The sequence below is a fragment of the Amycolatopsis sp. CA-128772 genome (genome assembly GCF_002904295.1).
GTDB lineage: Bacteria > Actinomycetota > Actinomycetes > Mycobacteriales > Pseudonocardiaceae > Amycolatopsis.
The window spans coordinates 18977-36442 of sequence record NZ_PPHG01000067.1 but is presented as its reverse complement, the minus strand read 5'-3'; the positions used below and the strand labels follow the sequence as shown (position 1 = coordinate 36442).

Here is a 17466-nt window from a genome sequence, read left to right as displayed (position 1 = left end):
GGTGCTCACCACGCTAAGTTGACTGGCGGGTAACAGCGGTGTCGCCTGCCGCACGCGTTGAACACGGAGGTCCACGTGCGCGAATACAGCGCTCCCGCCGGCAAGCCGGTGGCCGACGACGAGAACATGTCCGATGTCGTCTGGGCGAACGCCGAGCGGTTCTCCGACGTGGTGAGCTTCCGCCGCCAGGTCGAGGGCAGCTGGCTGGACGTGACCGCCAAGGAGTTCGCGGCCGAGGTGCTGGCCGTGGCGAAGGGCATGGCCAAGGCCGGGATCGGCCGCGGCGACCGCGTCGCGATCATGTCGAAGACGCGCTACGAGTGGACGCTGATCGACTTCGCGATCTGGGCGGCCGGCGCGGTCACCGTCCCGATCTACGACACGTCCTCCCCCGAACAGGTGTACTGGATCCTCTCCGACTCGGCTGCGAAGGGCGTGTTCGTCGAGACGAACGGCCACGCGGCGGCGGTCGAGGAGATCCGGGACCGGCTCACCGACCTGGCCACCACCTGGCAGATCGAGGGCGACTCCCCCGCCGTCGAGGAACTCTCCGCGCTGGGCGCTTCGCTGTCGGACGACGAGCTGCACGACCGGCGCCGCGAGGTGTCCGCGGACGAGCTCGCCACCATCGTCTACACCTCGGGCACCACCGGCCGCCCCAAGGGCGTCGAGCTGACCCACCGCAACCTGCTGGCCGAGATCCGCGCCGACATCGAGGCGTTCCCGCAGCTGATGGAACAGGGCAACTCGCTGCTGTGCTTCCTGCCGCTGGCGCACGTGCTGGCCCGCGCGATCGCCGTGACCGCGCTCACCGCCCGCGTCACCCTCGGGCACACCCCCGACGTCAAGAACCTGGTCGCCGACCTGGGCACGTTCCGGCCGACGTTCGTCGTCGCCGTGCCACGCGTGTTCGAGAAGGTCTACAACTCGGCGAAGCAGAAGGCCCACGGCGACGGCAAGGGCAAGATCTTCGACGCCGCCGAGGCGGTCGCGGTCGAGTACAGCCAGGCGCAGGACCACGGCGGCGCCGGGTTCGCGCTGAAGCTGAAGCACCTCGTGTTCGACAAGCTGGTCTACGGCAAGCTGCGCGCGGCCCTCGGCGGCCGCTGCGTCGCGGCGGTGTCCGGCGGCGCGCCGTTGGGTGCGCGGCTGGCGCACTTCTTCCGCGGCATCGGCGTCCCGGTGTTCGAGGGTTACGGCCTGACCGAGACGTCCGCGGCGGCGAACGTCAACACCCAGACGGCGTTCCGCGTCGGCACGGTCGGCAAGCCGGTCAACGGCACGTCGGTCCGCATCGCCGAGGACGGCGAAGTGCTGCTCAAGGGCGACGTCGTGTTCCGGGCGTACTACAACAACCCGCAGGCGACGAAGGAAGCGCTCACCGACGGCTGGTTCCACACCGGCGACCTGGGCGAGCTGGACACCGACGGGTTCCTGAAGATCACCGGCCGCAAGAAGGAGATCATCGTGACGGCGGGCGGCAAGAACGTCGCCCCGTCCGGCCTCGAGGACACGATCAAGGCGTCCCCGCTGATCAGCCAGGCGATGGTGGTGGGCGACCAGCGCCCGTTCATCGCGGCACTGGTGACGGTGGACGAGGAGTACTTCCCGTCCTGGAAGACCCAGCACGGCAAGCCTTCTTCGGCGACGGTGGCGGACTTGGCCGCGGACCCGGACCTCCTGGCGGAGATCCAGGCCGCGGTGGACGAGGCGAACAAGTCGGTGTCCAAGGCCGAGGCGATCAAGAAGTTCACCGTGCTGGCGAACGACTTCACCGAAGCCGGTGGCGAGATCACGCCGAGCTTGAAGCTGAAGCGCAACGTGGTCTCGAAGAACTACGCCACCGACATCGAAGGGCTGTACAAGAAGTAGGTCGGTGGCGGTCGTCGCACCACTGCTCGTGGTGCCCGGCGTGCGCGTGGCGCCTTCAGCCCCGCTGGGCCGCGATGAAGTCGCGGTACCAGCGGTAACTCGACCTCGGTGTGCGCTCTTGCGTCTCGTAGTCCACGTGGACGAGCCCGAACCGGTGCTTGTACCCGTGCGCCCACTCGAAGTTGTCCAGCAGTGACCAGCAGAAGTAGCCGCGCAGGTCCACCCCGGCCGCCGCGGCCGTGCGGGCCGCCTCGATGTGCTCGTTCAGGAACGTGATGCGCTCGTAGTCCGCGAAATCGCTGCGGTCGGCGTACACGCAGCCATTCTCCGTGACGTACACCGGCGGCAGGCCGGGGTAGCGGTTGTGCAGGCCGACCAGGGCTTCGGTGAGGCCCTCCGGCTCCACCGGCCAGCCCATGCCCGTCCGCGGGACGTCCGGCAGGCGCGTGGTGTCCACCCCGATGTCGGCCACCGTGCGCAGGGCCGGGTCCGGCTCGCGGTGCGGGGCGTCCGCGACGTGCAGGCGGTAGTAGTAGTTGACGCCCAGGTAGTCCAGGGGCGCGGCGATCGTCTCGAGGTCGTCGTCGTGGCGGAACGAGAAGTCCGAGACCCCGCTGAACATCGCCGCCAGTCCCGGGGCGTAGCGGCCGCCGAACAGGGGATCGGTGAACTGGCGGCGCAGCAGCGTGTCCTGGCGGGCCGCTGCGGCCGTGTCCGCCGCCGAATCCGAGACCGGCACCGCCGGCGACTGGTTCAGCACGATGCCGAACTGGTGGTGGGGCAGGGCCAGCGCCCGCATCGCGCGCACCGCCAGGCCGTGGCCGAGCAGCAGGTGGTGGGCGGCCGCCAGCGCGCCGTCGCCCTCCCGTGCCCCCGGCGCGTGGCGGCCTTCGCCGTAGCCCGCGACCGCGCACGGGTACGGCTCGTTCAGCGTCGTCCAGTGCTCGACCAGGTCGCCCAGCTCCGCGTGCACCAGGGCCGCGTAGTCGGCGAACCGCGACGCCGTGTCGCGGTTCCGCCAGCCGCCCTCGTCTTCCAGGGCCTGGGGCAGGTCCCAGTGGTAGAGCGTCAGGAACGGCTCGATCCCCCTCTCCCGCAACCCTTCCGCGAGCCGCCGGTAGAAGTCGAGGCCGCGGCGCTCGGCGCGGCGCCCGTCCGGCTGGATCCGCGGCCAGGACACCGAAAACCGGTAGGAGTCGACGCCCAGGTCCGTCAGCAGGGCCAGGTCCTGCGGCCAGCGGTGGTAGTGGTCGGCCGCCGGTTCGCCGGTGTCGCCGCCCGCCACCGCGCCGGGCACCGCGGCGAAGGTGTCCCAGATGGACGGTCCGCGGCCGTCCGCGGTGGTGGCGCCCTCGATCTGGAACGCCGAAGTCGCGACGCCCCAGCGGAAACCGGGCGGGAAGCCGGCTTTTCGGGGGTCCGGGTGGCGAGGCCCCCGGCCCGGGGCGAAGCCCCGGTTGTCACTGCTGGTCACTGTCTGCTCCCGGGGAATCAGCCCTTGAGCGCGCCCTGCATGATGCCGCCGACGATCTGGCGGCCGAACAGCAGGAACACGATCAGGACGGGGACGGTGCCGATGGTGGCGGCGGTGAGCACGAGCGTGTAGTCGGTGGTGTAGCCACTGGCCAGTGTGGACAGTGCGGTCTGGACGGTCGGGTTCTCCGGCACGAGCACCACCAGCGGCCAGAAGAAGTCGTTCCACGCCTGCATGAACGTGAACAACCCGAGCACCGCGGCGGCCGGGCGGGCGGCCGGCAAGGCCACGTGCCAGAACAGCCTCAGCGAGCCGCAGCCGTCCATCCGCCCGGCTTCCAGCAGCTCCAGCGGCAGCGCCCGCTCGAAGTACTGGCGCATGAAGAACACGCCGAACGCGGTGACCAGGCCGGGCACGATCACCGCCTGCAGCTGCCCGGCCCACCCGAAGTCGGCCATCATCATGTACAGCGGGACGACACCCAGCTCGGTCGGGATCGCCTGGGTGGCGACCACGACGAGCAAAAGCGCGGTCCGCCCGCGGAAGCGCATCTTGGCGAAGGCGAACCCGGCCAGCGTCGAGAACAGCACCACCGAGACGGTGATCGTGCCCGCGACGATCAGCGAGTTGCCCAGCGCCAGCGCGAAGTCCGTCTCGTCGAAGACGCGGGCGATGTTCTCGAACAGGTGCCCGCCCGGCACGAGCACCGGCGGCACCTTCCCGACCGCCTCCGTCGTCTGCGAGGAGACGACGAACGACCAGTACACCGGGAACGCCGAGCCGGCCAGGATCGCGATGAGCGCGGCGTAGGTCCACGGGCTCGCGACCCGCCGGGAGATCCGCCGGAGCCGTCCGGGCGAGGCGGCCGGCGGCGCGGGCGCGGCCGGGGTCAGCACGGAAGTCATGTCGCTCCTCAGTCCGTTTGGATCCGCCGGGTCACCAGGTACGACAGGCCCGCGACGAGCATCGTGGCCACGGCCAGGATCAGCGCGATCGCCGAGCTGTAGCCGAAGTCGTACTTGGTGAAGCCCTGTTCGTAGAGGTAGAGCGCGGCGGTCTGGAACTGCCGGTCGGAGCCGCCGGTGGCGGCCGCGGTGCCGGGGTTGAACAGGAGCGGCTCGGCGAGCAGCCGCATGTTCCCGGTCGTCGCGATCACCGTGGAGAAGATGATCTGCGGCCGCAGCAGCGGCACGGTGATCCGCCAGAACTGCTGCCAGCCCTTGGCGCCGTCGAGGGTGGCGGCCTCGTACATGGTCGACGGGATCGCCTGCATCGACGCCAGGAAGATCAGGGCGTGGTAGCCGGTCCAGCGCCACACCACCATCGCCGCGATGGCGGTGTGCGAGCTGGCCGTGCCGGCCTGCCAGTCGACCTGGCCGGCGCCGAACCAGCTCAGCACCCAGTTGACCAGCCCGAAGTCCCGGCCGAACAGCTGCGCGAAGATGATCGTCACCGCCGCCACCGAGGTGATGTTGGGCAGGATCATCCCCATCCGGAAGAACATCCGCCCGCGCAGCCGCCGGTTGAGCAGGTGCGCGATGCCGAGCGCGAACAGGATCTGCGGGACCGTGGTCAGCAGCCACAGGCTGACCGTGTTCCCCATCGAGTTCCAGAAGTACGGGTCGTGGAACAGCAGCTGCTCGTAGTTGCCGAACCCGATGAACTTCGCGCCCTCGGCGTCGATGAGGTTGCGCTGCTGCAGCGACACGAACGCCGTGTAGAGCAGCGGGAACAACCCGAAGACGCCGAAGATCAGGAAGTACGGGCTGATGAAACCGAACGGCGACAGCTTGACGTCCCACTTCTGCCGCCGCTCGGCGAAGGTCAGCGCCATCACTTGATCTTCGCGACGTCACCGACCAGCTGCTGCCACGCCGCCGGGCCGTCCTGCTTGCCCTGCTCGACGCGCTGCATCGCGTTGCCGAACTCGGTCTGCACGTCGCCGGCCTTCGGGCCCTGGTACTGCGGGTTCAGCTTCTTCGCCGCATCCGTGAAGACCTTGCCGACGGGCGCGTTGGTGAAGAACGGATTGGTGTAGGAAGTGATCTTCGGGTCGGCATAGAGCGACGGCGCCGACGGCAGCAGGCCCTTGCTGGTGAACACCTTCGCCTGCTGCTCGGGCGCGGTCAGCCACGCGGCGAGGTCGGCGGCTTCCTTGGTGTGCTTGCCCTGCTTCGGCACGGTCAGGTACGAACCGCCCCAGTTGCCGCCCCCACCGGGCACGGCCGCGACGTCCCACTTGCCCGCGGTGTCCGGCGCCTGGTCCTTGATCTTGGTCATCATCCACGCCGGGCAGGTGACGGTCGCGAACTGCCCCTGGGTGAAGCCGGTGTTCCACTGCGGCGTGCTGTAGAGCAGGCCGGCGCTGAGGTTCGCCTTGACCGCGTCGACCACGAGGTCCCAGCCCTGGCGCAGCGCCGGGTTGTCGGCCACGATGATCTTGTCGTTCTGGTCGTAGTAGCCCTGCGGCGCCTGCCCGACGATCGCGTTGAGCACGGTCGGGCCGCCGTCCATGAACTTGACGCCGTTCGGCGCCTGCGCCTGGAAGCGCCTGCCGGTCTCGAAGAACGCCTGCCACGTCGGCCAGAGCGCGGACACCGCGTCGCGGTCCTCGGGCAGCCCGGCGGTCTTGAACATGTCGCGGCGGTAGCAGATGGCCAGGCCGCCGACGTCGGTGCCGTAGCCGATCTGCTGGCCGCCCTTGGCCAGCGAGGCCGCCCACTTCCAGCCCAGCCAGCGGTCCTTGAGCTGGTCGCCGCCGACGGTGTTCAGGTCGACGAACTTGTCCGGCGTCGCCTTGAACTGGGCGACGTACCCGGTGTCGATGGCCTCGACGTCCGCGGCGCCGGCCCCGGTGGCCAGGTGCGCGGCGAGGTTCTTGTGGTGGTCGGAGTAGGCGGCGGTCCGCTCGGTGACCTCGATGTCCGGGTGCGCCGCCTGGTACTCCTTGATCAGGTCGGTGTAGCCGAAGTTGCCGAACAGGCCGAGGCTCAGCTTGACCTTGCCACCGGCGGCACCGCTGTCCCCGCAGGCGCTCAGCGCGGTGAGCGCGACCAGGGTGGCGCCCACCCCGGCGAGCAGGCGGATCCGGCGGTTTCTCGTTTTCGGGCGCATGAGATCTCCGTTGTTCTACGGGCCGGTCGGGAAAACGCGGGTCCCATGAGAGCGCTCCCAGCAGCCATCCGTCAAGTAACGAAATGATAACCCACTCCGGCGTTTACGCAGCCTGAGATGGTGTGCTAATGATGTAACCGGTTACAAGAACGGAGAACACCATGGTCACGGCTCGCGAGGTCGCGCAGCTCTGCGGGGTTTCCGTCGCCACCGTGTCGCGGGTGTTCAACCGCCCGACCACGGTCAGCGCGACGACGCGCGAACGCGTCGAACGCGTGGCGCGGGACCTCGATTTCTCGCCGAACGAGTCGGCGCGCGCGCTGTCGCGGCAGCAGTCGGCGATGGTCGGGCTGGTCTGGGACACCGACCACCGGCGGCCCGGCTGGCGGCACCCGTTCCTGCAGGACCTGTTGCTGGGCCTCAAGTCCGCGCTGAGTTCGCACGGCTACCACCTGCTGATGCTGGCGACGAGCGACGACGCCCGCGACCGCCACCCCGGCGTGTCACTGGCCGACCCGCTCGCCTACGTGAGCATGACCCGGCGCCACCACCTGGCCGGGCTGGTGCTGATCGACAGCGGGACGGACGCCGACGCGTTCACGGCGTTCGCCCAGTCGGGGCTGCCGTGCGTCGCCGTGGACGTGGCGCTGGCCGGCCCGCGGGCGACCTACGTGACGTCGGACAACGCCGGCGGCGCGGCGGCGGCGGTCCGGCACCTGGCGGCCCTGGGCCACCACCGCATCGCGACGATCACCGGCCCGCGCGGCAACGCCCCGGCGACCGCCCGCACCGAGGGCTACCTGCGCGGCCTGGCCGAGGCGGGCCTGCCGGTGCGCGAGGACCTGGTGATCACGGGAGACTTCTACCGGGAGAGCGGCTTCGTCGGCATGCGGCGGCTGCTCGCCCGCAAGGACCCGCCCACGGCGGTGTTCGCGGCGAGCGACGAGATGGCGGTGGGTGCCCTGCTGGCGGCCCGCGCGGCGGGGCTGCGGGTGCCGGCCGACCTGGCGGTGGTGGGGTTCGACGACATCGAGGTGGCGTCCCTGGTGGACCCGGCCCTGACGACGGTGGCCCAGGACAAGCCGGGCTTCGGCACCGCGGCGGCGGGCGCGTTGCTGCGGATGATCGGGAGCGCGGAGGTGCCGGAACCGGTGCAGCTGCCGACGAAGCTGGTGATCCGCGGCTCGTGCGGCTCCCGCCCGGTCCGCTAGGCCAAAGCGCCCCAATGTGGCGTTGGGTGCGTTGGACGCACCGAACGCCACATTGGGTGCGTCGGACGCACCCAACGCCACATTGGGTGCGTCGGACGCACCGAACGCCACATTGGGTGCGCTGGACGCCACCAACGCCACATTGGGGCGGCGGGGGGCGAGCGGGGCTAACCGGTGATCTTGGCTTCCCAGTCGATGTGGTGCGAGTACAGCCAGCCGCGTTCCTCGCCGACGTCTCCGCCCGCGCTCGCCCTCACCAGCTTCTCCACCCGCTCGCGGCGAAGTGCTTCGTACGCCGCGAAAGCCGAGGGTGGGTCCGGCAGGTCGCGCAGGCACTGGGCCAGCACCACGCTGTCCTCCAGCGCCATCGACGCCCCTTGGCCCGCGGCCGGTGATGCGGCGTGCGCGGCGTCGCCGACGAGGACCATCTCGGGCGTCGACCACACCCGCGTCTCCGGGACGTCGTAGGAGTGGCCGCCGAACACCTCGTCGCCGGTTGCCGCGATGATGTCCGTGCAGGGCAACGGGTCGCCGTCGAACGCCGCGTGGGCGAACTCGCGCCAGCCCGCCGGGGTCACCGCCGCGATGTCCTCGCGGGACCGCTCGGGGTCCGGGATGCGGGCGAACCAGAACGTGGCGCCATCCGGGTCCGTGGTGAACCCGAAGGCCGCCCGGCTGCCGCGGACCATCCGGTAGATCCCCGGTGCTGCCGGCAGCCCGGGCGCGCGCGTGTAGCCGTACACGACGGTCAGCCCGGTGTACCGCGGCTCGTCCGCCGCCGGGTCGATCAGCCGCCGGACCACCGAACGCAGGCCGTCCGCGCCGACCAGGACGTCACCGGTCGACGTGGTGCCGTCGGCGAATTCCGCCGTGATCCCGTCCGGGCCCGGCCGGGCGCCCACCAGCCGGCGGCCGCGCTCCAGCGGGACACCGCGGCGCGCGGCTTCGTCCTGCAGGACGCCGTAGAGCGTCGCGCGGGTCAGGGTGCGCGGGCCGTCGAGACCTTCGGTGTCGAACTCGCGCCGCCCGACGGTCTCCCCGTTCGGGGCGACGAGCTCGACGCCGTACGCCGCGAAGGAACTGTCGATCACCGGCCCGTCGGCGCCGATCGCGCGCAGGGCGTCCATGCCGTTGTGCATGATCGTGAGGAACGCGCCGATGTCGTCCCCACCCGCGGGGTAGGCCTCGTACACGATCGCCTCGTGCCCGGCGAGCCGCAGCGCCATCGCCGTCACCGTGCCCGAGATCCCGCCACCCGCGACCAGTACCCGCACTTCGCGCCCCCTCGACTCCGCGTGCCGCCGTCGTCGACGTTACCGTGACGGCGGCACGCGGCGCCTACTTCTCCTTCGCACCGCTGGTGGCGATGTCGCCGTTCAGGCCGCGCGGGTAGAAGCCACCCGAAGACACCTTGTCCGGGTTGAGGTACGCGATGTTGAGCACGCGCTCGGCGGACCGCCCGAACGCGATGCCGTTGGCGTCGGCCGGGACGAGGTTCGCCTTGCCGTCCTTGATGACGCCTTCGTCGTCGTCGGCCTTGCCGTCGAGGCTGTCGCGGGCGTCGGACATCTTGTTCGTGATGTCCCCCAGGCCGCGCTCGAACAGCGCCGACCGGACGATCCCGGCGTGGTAGGCCTCGACGGCCAGGATGCCCGCGGCCGCGTCGAGGAACGTCTTGTTGTTGACCAGCGGGGCGGCGCCCTTGTAGGCGGACACGCCGACGTCCTCGAACAGGTAGGCGGCGAGCAGGAAGTTGTTCTCGCTGCCGAACGGGTCGAACGTCTGGCCCTGCTTGATCACCCCGGCGGCCTGCATGGCCGCGGTGAAGCTGTTCTGGAAGTCGATTTCCGGCTGCGCGACGGCGGCCTTGTCGAGCGCCTTGCGCAGGAAGTTGACGTGCGCGACCTCGTCGCCGGCGATCTCCTGGACGAGCTGCTTCGTGTGCTCGCTCTTGAACTTGACCGCGTGCCCGCCGGACACCTTGCCGAGGTTGCCGACGCCGTTGACGTACTTCTCGTTCAGCCCGTAGCCGTAGACGGCGAACGAGTACAGGTTCGCCTCGAGGTACTCGAGGTTCAACGCGAAGTTCAGCACGGCGGCGTCGCTCGCCGCCTCCTTCGCCTTGTCACCTCCCTGCGCACCGTACTGCGACGTGGCACCCGCCGAGCCGAGGCCCAGCGACAGCGCCGTGCCGAGCGCGCCGGCACCCGCGACGCCGAGCCCCGCCGCTCCCGCAGCCTTGAGGAAGCGGCGGCGGTCGGTCGCGTTCTCCGCGCTGCGCTCGATCAGCTGCTCTGTGTAGCGTTTTCCGAACACCGGGGGACGTCCTCTCGTGACGAGTTCGTCCACCTCACCCACCGGTCATACGTACGAGGGCGCCCCCCGGCTCGGTCAAACCGGGAAAATTTTTGATCGACTTCCGTTTTGCCTGGTCAGCTGCGCTGCGCGACGGCGAGCCGGACGCACACGGCCAGCGCGCGGACGGCCTCTTCCACCTCGGCGAGCTTCGGGAAAGTCGGCGCGATGCGGATGACCGCGTCGGCCGGGTCGTTCCCGTGCGGGTGGGTCGCCCCGGCGGGGGTCAGCGCGACACCGGCCTCCTTCGCCAGCCGCACGACCTCCTTCGCGGTGCCCTGCGGGACGGTCAGCGTGATGAAGTAGCCACCGGTCGGCTTGGTCCAGGACGCCAGGTCGGCCAGCTCCTCGCCGAGGATGCGGTCGACGGCGGCGAACTTCGGGCCGATGATCTCGGCGTGCTTGCGCATGTGGGCGCGCACGCCCTCCTCGTCCTTGAGGAAGTGCGCGTGGCGCAGCTGGTTGACCTTGTCCGGGCCGATCGTGCGCTTGCCGACGTTGCCGGTCCACCAGGCGAGGTTGGCCTCGGAGGCACCGAAGAAGCCGACGCCGGCGCCGGCGAGGGTGATCTTCGAGGTCGAGCCGAAGACGAAGACGCGGTCGGCGTGGCCGGCCTCGGTGGCCAGGGCCAGCAGGTCGGCCAGCTCCGGCTCGGCGTCGGTGAGGTGGTGCACGGCGTAGGCGTTGTCCCAGAAGATCCGGAAGTCCGGCGCCGCGGTGCGCATGGTGGCGAGCCGCTTGACCACGTCGTCACTGAACGTGACCCCGGTGGGGTTGCTGTACTTCGGCACGCACCAGATGCCCTTGACGCTCGCGTCCTCGGCGACCAGCGTCTCGACCGCGTCCATGTCGGGGCCCTCGTCGGTCATCGCGACTCCGACGAGCTCGATGCCGAACCGCTCGGTGAGCGCGAAGTGGCGGTCGTAACCCGGGACCGGCGCGAGGAACTTCACCTGCGGCTCGTCGGCCCAGCGGCGCTCGGCGCCGGGGACCTTGCTCAGCAGGGCCTGGACGACGGCGTCGTGCATCAGCTCGAGGCTGGAGTTGCCCGCGGCCAGCAGCTGCGCGGCGGGCACCTGCAGCGCGCCGGCGAAGATGCGGCGCAGCTCGGGCAGGCCGTTGAGGCCGCCGTAGTTGCGGACGTCGGTGCCGTCCTCGGCCTTGAAGGTGCCGTCGCCGGGGAGGCCGAGCAGCGCGTTCGAAAGGCCGAGCTGCTCGGGGGACGGCTTGCCGCGGGTGATGTCCAGGGAGAGGCCTCGGCCGACCAGGGCCGCGTACTCGCTGCGGGCCGTGTCGACGTCGACGGAAGCAGTGGTCATGGGGTCAACGCTAAACCCGGTGTCGATACCATTCCGGGGCGGGTCCTGGCTAGGGTGGTTCGTGTGCACCTCGTCGTCCACGCCGACCAGCGGCAGTTCTCCTTGCGCGACTCCGGTTCCCGGCTGGACGGCAGCGGCTGGTCTCCCGAAGCGGTGGAACATCACCGGATCGGGGTGGAGGCCGGCGGGATCGCCATCGCGACGGCGCGCTCGGACCTGGTGGAGTCCTCGGTGACGCTCCTGCCCTCGCCGCCGCCGTTGTCGCCTTCCGCCGAGCACGTGGTGGAAGCGGACCTTCCGGTTCCGACCGGACGGCTGGTGATCTCCGGTCCGGCCGACTACCCGTCGCAGCAGAAGTACTTTTCGGTGCTGCCGGGCCGGTACCGGGCGCGGGTTTCGTACGTGCCGGCCGGTCCGCCGCCGGCGGACTGGAACGACCACGAGTACGGCGAGCACTACCGGTACGTGGTGGAGCTGTGGCCGGTTTCGTCGCCGTCCGGCGTCGAGGTCCTGCGCCAAGGCGCGGGAGTCTGGGACGGCTAAAGGGCCGTCAGACTCGCCAGCTTCCAGTGCCCGTCCACCCGCTTCGCCGTCACCGCCAGCTGGGCCACCGACGACGACGGTGCGCCGCCGCCCTGGGCCACCGTCTGCTGGTCCAGAAACAACAACAGCGATGCCTCGTCGCCGTGTAGCGACCGGACGCCCACCGCGCGGACCGTGGTCGTGCGGATCAGCTTCTCCGTCGTCGCGCGGGTGCGGGCCGCGGCGAACTGGGCCTGGTACTGCCGGACCGCCTCTCCCGTCAAGACCTCGGAAGCCGCTCGCTCGGTGCGGGGCAGGTTCGCGTAGTCGTAGGAGAACACCGCCTTCACCGCGTCGCTCACCTCCGCCGAAACCTTGGCCGTCGCCGAGGCATCCACCAAGGCGAGGTTGTCGCCGGGTGACAGGGAAGCCGTCTCGATGGCGAACCACGCCGTGCAACCCAGCGTGAGCGCCACCACCGCGACCAGCACGCGGTTCACGAGCCCGCCGCCTGGACGCCGGCGATCTTCCAGCCGTCCGCGGACCGGGACGCGTCCACCGTCAGCCGGTTCGTCTTCGGCGACGCCGCGCCGCCGGCCGTGGAGATCCGGACGTCCAGCACCGCCAGGAGACGCGCCGCGCCCCGGGACGGGTCGATCTCCGTCACCGCCGCCTGGACCAGCGAGGCGGACGAGACCGTGCGGGCCGCCGAGGCGCGGTCGATCTGGAGCTGGCGGTCGCCCGCCAGGTCCGTTCCGTACTGGCCCGTCGTCGCCGCGATCCAGCGGTCCACGTCCGCCGCCGCCGTGCGGTAGTCGATCGTGTTCAACGTGACCAGCTGGGGACCCGCCGCGGCGAGCACCGCGTCGCGCTCACGGCCGCGCGCGGCGGAGTCGTCCGCCGCCGCGCGCCACCAGGACCAGCCCGAGAAAGCCGCCGCCAGCACCGACAAGACCGCCAGCACGACCAGGAGACGCTGCTTCACGGCGCGCCCAGCAGCTTGCCGAGCCCACCCGAAGACGGCCCGGTCAGCAGGCTCAGCATTCCCGGCAACTGGGCCTGCGCGGGTGCCGACGCGGTCTGCGACGGCGCGGCCGGGATCGCCGGCGGCTTCCCCGCGTACGGCGCGTTCTGCGCCCCGCGCACCCCGGTCGGGCTGCCCGGCGGCTCGGCGCAGTAGGCGTTCATGTTCACCGGCGCTTCGGTCTCGTCGTTCGCCGGACGCTGTTTCGTGCCTTCGTAGCCTTTCGTGCACGAAGCCGGGTCGAAGAAGTTGAACACCACGCCCAGGTGGCCGGTGCCGTCCGGGGACGTCGACGGCGAGAACGCCGAAATGATCGGGTAAGCCACCAGCAGTTCCTCGATGGAGTCCTTCCGGGACGTCGTGATCTGCGCGGTGGTCAGCAGGTTCGCGAACAGCACGCCGAGGTCGGTGCCCGACGCGGCGAGCACGTCGCTGATCTGCCGGCTCAGCCGCGGCGCCTGCGCGATCACCCGCCGCAGGTCCGGATCGGACTTCTTGAGCTGACCGGCGATCGTGCGGAGGCCGGACGCGAAGTCGGTGATGTTCGCCGCCTGCCGTTCCTGCGTGCCGAGCACGATCCGCGAATTCGCCAGCAGCCCCTGCGTCTGCGGGACGTACTGGGCGGCCACCGCGGTCAGCGAGCCCGTGCTGTCCAGCAGCTGCTGCAGTTCCGGCCCCGCGCCCGCGAACGCGTTGTACGTCTCGTCGACGACCGTCCGCAGCGAATCCGGGTGCACGCTCGCGACGAGGTCGTCGAGGTGGCTGAGCACGGTGTCCGGCGACGGCGGCAGCGACGTCTTGTCCACCGTGATCACCGAACCGTCCTTCAGGAACGGGCCGCCGTTGGTTGCGGGGAGCAGATCCACGAACTGCTCCCCCACCGCCGACCGGTTCGCCACCTGCGCGTGCGCGTCGGCCGGGATGTCCGGTGCGCCCGCGTCGATGTCGAGGGCGACGTCGACGCCGTGCTCGGTCAGCGTCATCGACGTCACCCGGCCGACCGTGACCCCGCGGTAGGCGACCTCGGAGTTGACGAAGATGCCCCCGGAGTCGGTCAGCTGCGCGGTGACGACGTAGCCGCGGTGGCCGAAGAGCCGGTCCAGCCCGGCGTACCGGCCGCCGGCGTAGACGACCGAAACCACCGCGATGACGACGAACGCGAACAGCTGGATCCGGATCTTGCGGGTCACCGGCCGCCCCCGATCAGGCCGAGCAGCCCGCCCAGCAGGTCGGACCCGGCGGCCGGCGGGGCGGTGCCCAGGTCGGGCAGCGGCAACGGCGGCAGCGCGGCGGACGGCGGCCCGCCGCCGATGGCCTGCGGCAGCGCGATCGGCGGCTGCGAGGAGTTCGTGAAGTTGGAGATCAGCGTGTCCAGGTCGAGGTTCACGTTCGCCTCGACGTTCGCGTAGTCGCCCTTGATCACGTTGCCGGCGTAGTCCGGGAACGGGTACGTGAGCAGGATCTGCAGCGCGTTCGGCAGGTTCTGCCCGGCCTCGCCGAGCTTCGCCAGCGTCGGCTGCAGCGCCTTCAGGTTCGCGACCAGCTGGTCGCGGCTCTTCGTGACGGTGTCGACCGCGACGCCGGACAGGGTGTTCAGCGCGGTCAGCATCCCGACGAGCTGGTCACGCTGGTCGGTGACGATCTTCAGCCCCGGCGCGAGGTCGTCCAGCGCGTTCGTCAAGCTCTGCGTCTGGCCGGTCAGCGTCTTCGACAGCCTCGCGAGCCCGTCGATCGCGCGCAGGATCTCCGTCTTGTGCCCGTCGAGCTGCGTGGCCAGTTCGTCCACTCGCGACAGCAGCGCGCGGATTTCCGGCTCGTTGCCCGACAACGCGTCGTTGAGTTCGTGGCTGATCTTCTGGATCTGCTCGACCCCACCGCCGTTGAGCAGCAGGGACAGCGCGCCGAGCACCTCCTCGACCTCGGGGTTGCGGTTGGTGCGCCCGAGCGGGATCTGCCCGCCGTCGGCCAGGTTCCCGGACGCCGGTTCGGCCGTCGGCACGCTCAGCTCGACGAACTTCTCCCCCAGCAGCGAAGACTGCTTGAGCTCGGCGCGGGCGTTGGCGGGCAGCGCGATGTCGCCGTTGACGGTCATCGCCACCAGCGCCGACCGCGTGTCCGGGGTCAGGGTGATCTTGTCGACGCGGCCGACAGCGACGTCGTTGACCTTGACGCTCGACTGCGGCACCAGGTCCAGCACGTCGGTGAACAGCGCGGTGACGTGGTACGGGTGGTCGCCGACGTCGGCACCGCCCGGCAGCGGCGTGCCGTAGAGGCCGTTGAACCCGCCGTCGCTGCAGCCCGCGAGCACGAGCACCCCGGCCAGTGCCCCGGCGATCCGCTTGCGCCCGTTCACTTCACACCACCCGACAGCTGCTCCATGACGTCGACGAGCGGGAGGGGCAACGGCGGAAGGGTGCCGTTCTGCAGGGAGTTGAGCACCTGCGGGATGGTCGGCAGCTTCAGGGCGCCGTCCAGCACCGGCGCGAGCTGCTTGCAGATGTTGCCCAGCGCGTCGGGGACTTCCTTCGGCGTGACCGAGCTGATCAGCCGGCAGACGGTGAGGATCGGCGGGTTGGTCAGCTCGTTCAGGTTGTCGCGGACGGCGATCGTGCCCGACGCGGCGTCGTAGGAGTTGATGAAGTTCGTGGCGCCGGTCGGCGCGATGTCGAGCACCTCGGCGAGCGCGGCGCGCTGGTCGACGAGGACCTTCGACAGCGACGCCAGCTTGTCCACGTTGGACTCCAGCGCCGCCTTGTTGTCGTTGACGAACTGCTGGACGTCGCCGAGCGCGCCACCCAGGGACTGCAGCGCCGCCCCGACGTCGTCCGAGTCCGCCGCCAGGAACCGGCTGACGTCGGCGACGCGGCCGTAGAACTCGTTGAGCTGCTGGTCGCTCTGGGCCAGGGCGCCGGTGAAGGAGTTCAGGTTCTGCACGGTCGAGAACAGGTCGTCCTTCGAGCCGTCGAGGGTCTTCGCCAGCTCGGCGAGCTGCCCGACCGTCGAGTTCAGCGAAGCACCGTTGCCCTTCAGCGTGTTCGCCGCGGTGTCCAGCACGCCGGACAGCGCGCCGTTCTTGTTGGCACCGTTCGGGCCCAGGGCCATGGACAGCTTGTCGAGGCTGGAATACAGGTCGTCCAGCTCCACCGGCGTGGCCGTGCGGTCGCGCGGCAGCACCGTGCCGGTCGCCAGCGTCGGCCCGCTGTCGTAGGCCGGGGTCAGCTGGACGTACCGGTCGCTGACCAGGCTGGGCGCGACGACGACCGCGCCGACGTCCGCCGGCAGCGGCACGTCGTCGACGCGCAGGTCGACGCGGACGGCGTCGCCTTCGGGCGTGACGTCGGTGACCTCGCCGACCGGCACGCCGAGCACCCGCACCGACGATCCCGCGTACAGCCCGACGGTCTTGCCGAAGTACGCCGACAGCGTCGTGCCGGCGGAGCCGCGGAACACCAGGTACAGCCCCGCGGTGACGAGCAGCGCGAGGACGCACGCGAACGCCAGCCAGGTCACCAGGCTGCGGCCGCGGGAAGTGTGGATGGTCATCGGCGGCCCACCCCCTGGTTCGGCGCCGCGATCGGCGGGGTGCAGCCCTCGGGGTTGATGTGCAGGCCGCCGGCGGTGATCGTCGGCGGCAGCAGCCCGCACAGGTAGCCCTCGAACCAGCGGCCGTTGCCGGTGGCGTTCGCGCCGACGCGGGCGAACGGCGCCATCAGCTGCAGGCTCTTGTCGAGGTTGCCCTGGTTGCGCTGCAGGATGTCGGTGACCTTGCTCAGCTTGTCGAGCGTCGGTTTGAGCTGCGCGCGGTTGTCCTGGACGAGCCCGGTCAGCTGCTGCGAGAGCTGCTGGGTGCCGGTGAGCAGCGCGTTGATCGCCTGCTTGCGGTTCTGCAGCTCGGTGAGCAGCAGGTTGCCGTCGCTGATCACGCGCTGCAGCTGCGTGTTGCGGTCCGACAGCGTCTTCGAGACCTGGCTCGTGTTGGCCAGGAGCGTGTGCAGGTCGGCGTCGCGTGAAGAGACCGTGCGAGCCAGCGAGGACAGCCCGTTCAGCGTGTCCTTCAGGTACTGCGGGCTGTCCTTGAGACTGTCGGAGAGGGCGTTGAAGCTGTCGGCGAGCTGCTTCGTGTCGATGTCGCCGACCGTCGTCGACAGCTGCTCGAAGGCGTCCTGCAGCTGGAACGGCGTGCGCGTGCGGGCCTGCGGGATGGTCTGGTCCGGTTCCTGCGCGCCGCCGCCCTTCGGGTCGAGCGCGAGGTACTTCTCCCCCAGCAGCGTCTTGATTTCGATGGACGCCGTCGTCGCGTCGCCGACCCGGACGTCCTTGACCCGGAACTTCACGAGCACCTGCTTGCCCGCCAGTTTCACCGACGACACCGTGCCGACCTTGACCCCGGCGACCTCGACCTCGTTGTCCGCCGCCAGCCCGGCAGACTCGCCGAAGTACGCCGAGTACGTCGTGCCGTTGCCGAAGAACGGGAGCTGGCCGGAGAAGTACGTCGTGGCCGTGACGAGCACGATCAGCACGAGCGCGACCGCACCCACCGCGGCCTGGTTGCGTTCCTTCAGCGGCTTCCATGTC

At 70.5% G+C, this 17466-nt stretch carries 16 protein-coding genes; 3 read left to right on the top strand and 13 right to left on the bottom strand.

What is annotated here, in order from left to right; genetic code table 11:
- The first annotated feature begins 75 nt into the window (after positions 1 to 75).
- Complete coding sequence (locus C2L59_RS23225) at positions 76 to 1872, top strand: long-chain fatty acid--CoA ligase (RefSeq protein ID WP_103351624.1); 1797 nt, start codon at positions 76 to 78, stop codon at positions 1870 to 1872.
- A gap of 55 nt (positions 1873 to 1927) precedes the next feature.
- Here C2L59_RS23225 and C2L59_RS23220 read toward each other — a convergent pair whose 3' ends face one another.
- The 4 genes from C2L59_RS23220 to C2L59_RS23205 all read right to left on the bottom strand — a co-directional run bounded on the left by C2L59_RS23220 (position 1928) and on the right by C2L59_RS23205 (position 6460).
- Complete coding sequence (locus C2L59_RS23220; RefSeq protein ID WP_233223647.1) at positions 1928 to 3229, bottom strand: GH1 family beta-glucosidase; 1302 nt, start codon at positions 3227 to 3229, stop codon at positions 1928 to 1930.
- A 134-nt stretch (positions 3230 to 3363) separates the two neighbouring features.
- Entirely contained in the window at positions 3364 to 4251 is an 888-nt protein-coding gene (locus C2L59_RS23215; RefSeq protein ID WP_103351623.1) for a carbohydrate ABC transporter permease, read from the bottom strand.
- A gap of 8 nt (positions 4252 to 4259) precedes the next feature.
- Complete coding sequence (locus C2L59_RS23210; RefSeq protein ID WP_103351622.1) at positions 4260 to 5180, bottom strand: carbohydrate ABC transporter permease; 921 nt, start codon at positions 5178 to 5180, stop codon at positions 4260 to 4262.
- Complete coding sequence (locus C2L59_RS23205; RefSeq protein ID WP_103351621.1) at positions 5180 to 6460, bottom strand: extracellular solute-binding protein; 1281 nt, start codon at positions 6458 to 6460, stop codon at positions 5180 to 5182. The genes C2L59_RS23210 and C2L59_RS23205 overlap by 1 nt, the downstream gene beginning before the upstream one ends.
- 161 nt (positions 6461 to 6621) lie before the next feature.
- Between C2L59_RS23205 and C2L59_RS23200 the strand changes: the two genes are divergently transcribed.
- Complete coding sequence (locus C2L59_RS23200; protein ID WP_103351620.1) at positions 6622 to 7671, top strand: LacI family DNA-binding transcriptional regulator; 1050 nt, start codon at positions 6622 to 6624, stop codon at positions 7669 to 7671.
- Positions 7672 to 7838: 167 nt separating this feature from the next.
- Here C2L59_RS23200 and C2L59_RS23195 read toward each other — a convergent pair whose 3' ends face one another.
- The 3 genes from C2L59_RS23195 to C2L59_RS23185 all read right to left on the bottom strand — a co-directional run bounded on the left by C2L59_RS23195 (position 7839) and on the right by C2L59_RS23185 (position 11345).
- Positions 7839 to 8945 carry an NAD(P)/FAD-dependent oxidoreductase gene (locus tag C2L59_RS23195; protein WP_103351619.1) on the bottom strand — a complete coding sequence of 369 codons (1107 nt, stop codon included), beginning with the start codon at positions 8943 to 8945 and terminating at the stop codon, positions 7839 to 7841.
- A 64-nt stretch (positions 8946 to 9009) separates the two neighbouring features.
- Positions 9010 to 9987, bottom strand: a complete 978-nt coding sequence (locus tag C2L59_RS23190) for a ferritin-like domain-containing protein (RefSeq protein ID WP_103351618.1) — start codon at positions 9985 to 9987, stop codon at positions 9010 to 9012.
- A gap of 116 nt (positions 9988 to 10103) precedes the next feature.
- The gene (locus tag C2L59_RS23185) at positions 10104 to 11345 is read right to left on the bottom strand and encodes an aminotransferase class I/II-fold pyridoxal phosphate-dependent enzyme (protein ID WP_103351617.1); all 1242 of its coding nucleotides are present in this window, start codon (positions 11343 to 11345) and stop codon (positions 10104 to 10106) included.
- 63 nt (positions 11346 to 11408) lie between these two features.
- Between C2L59_RS23185 and C2L59_RS23180 the strand changes: the two genes are divergently transcribed.
- Positions 11409 to 11888 carry a hypothetical protein gene (locus C2L59_RS23180; protein ID WP_103351616.1) on the top strand — a complete coding sequence of 160 codons (480 nt, stop codon included), beginning with the start codon at positions 11409 to 11411 and terminating at the stop codon, positions 11886 to 11888.
- Here the strand turns inward: C2L59_RS23180 and C2L59_RS23175 are convergent.
- Genes C2L59_RS23175 through C2L59_RS23150 form a run of 6 tightly spaced genes read right to left on the bottom strand, consistent with a single transcriptional unit; the run spans position 11885 to position 17429 of the window.
- Positions 11885 to 12367 (bottom strand): hypothetical protein, encoded by a 483-nt coding sequence (locus C2L59_RS23175; RefSeq protein WP_103351615.1) that lies wholly within the window; start codon positions 12365 to 12367, stop codon positions 11885 to 11887. The two genes, C2L59_RS23180 and C2L59_RS23175, sit on opposite strands and share 4 nt — an antisense overlap.
- Complete coding sequence (locus tag C2L59_RS23170) at positions 12364 to 12852, bottom strand: hypothetical protein (protein ID WP_103351614.1); 489 nt, start codon at positions 12850 to 12852, stop codon at positions 12364 to 12366. The genes C2L59_RS23175 and C2L59_RS23170 overlap by 4 nt, the downstream gene beginning before the upstream one ends.
- Positions 12849 to 14081, bottom strand: coding sequence for an MCE family protein (locus C2L59_RS23165; RefSeq protein ID WP_103351613.1), 1233 nt, complete (start codon positions 14079 to 14081; stop codon positions 12849 to 12851). The genes C2L59_RS23170 and C2L59_RS23165 overlap by 4 nt, the downstream gene beginning before the upstream one ends.
- On the bottom strand, positions 14078 to 15244 hold the full coding sequence (locus tag C2L59_RS23160) for an MCE family protein (protein WP_103351612.1): 1167 nt from the start codon (positions 15242 to 15244) through the stop codon (positions 14078 to 14080). The genes C2L59_RS23165 and C2L59_RS23160 overlap by 4 nt, the downstream gene beginning before the upstream one ends.
- A complete protein-coding gene (locus tag C2L59_RS23155; protein ID WP_103351611.1) occupies positions 15241 to 16434 on the bottom strand; it encodes an MCE family protein in 1194 nt (397 codons plus the stop codon). The genes C2L59_RS23160 and C2L59_RS23155 overlap by 4 nt, the downstream gene beginning before the upstream one ends.
- A complete protein-coding gene (locus C2L59_RS23150) occupies positions 16431 to 17429 on the bottom strand; it encodes an MCE family protein (RefSeq protein WP_233223644.1) in 999 nt (332 codons plus the stop codon). The genes C2L59_RS23155 and C2L59_RS23150 overlap by 4 nt, the downstream gene beginning before the upstream one ends.
- Positions 17430 to 17466 lie beyond the last annotated feature (37 nt).

What these genes read in the sequence shown, in the direction of transcription:
- C2L59_RS23215 (WP_103351623.1), bottom strand. Translation starts at nt 4,251, where the DNA reads ATGACTTCCGTGCTGACCCCGGCCGCGCCCGCGCCGCCGGCCGCCTCG.
- C2L59_RS23210 (WP_103351622.1), bottom strand. Translation starts at nt 5,180, where the DNA reads ATGGCGCTGACCTTCGCCGAGCGGCGGCAGAAGTGGGACGTCAAGCTG.
- C2L59_RS23205 (WP_103351621.1), bottom strand. Translation starts at nt 6,460, where the DNA reads ATGCGCCCGAAAACGAGAAACCGCCGGATCCGCCTGCTCGCCGGGGTG.
- C2L59_RS23200 (WP_103351620.1), top strand. Translation starts at nt 6,622, where the DNA reads ATGGTCACGGCTCGCGAGGTCGCGCAGCTCTGCGGGGTTTCCGTCGCC.
- C2L59_RS23185 (WP_103351617.1), bottom strand. Translation starts at nt 11,345, where the DNA reads ATGACCACTGCTTCCGTCGACGTCGACACGGCCCGCAGCGAGTACGCG.
- C2L59_RS23155 (WP_103351611.1), bottom strand. Translation starts at nt 16,434, where the DNA reads ATGACCATCCACACTTCCCGCGGCCGCAGCCTGGTGACCTGGCTGGCG.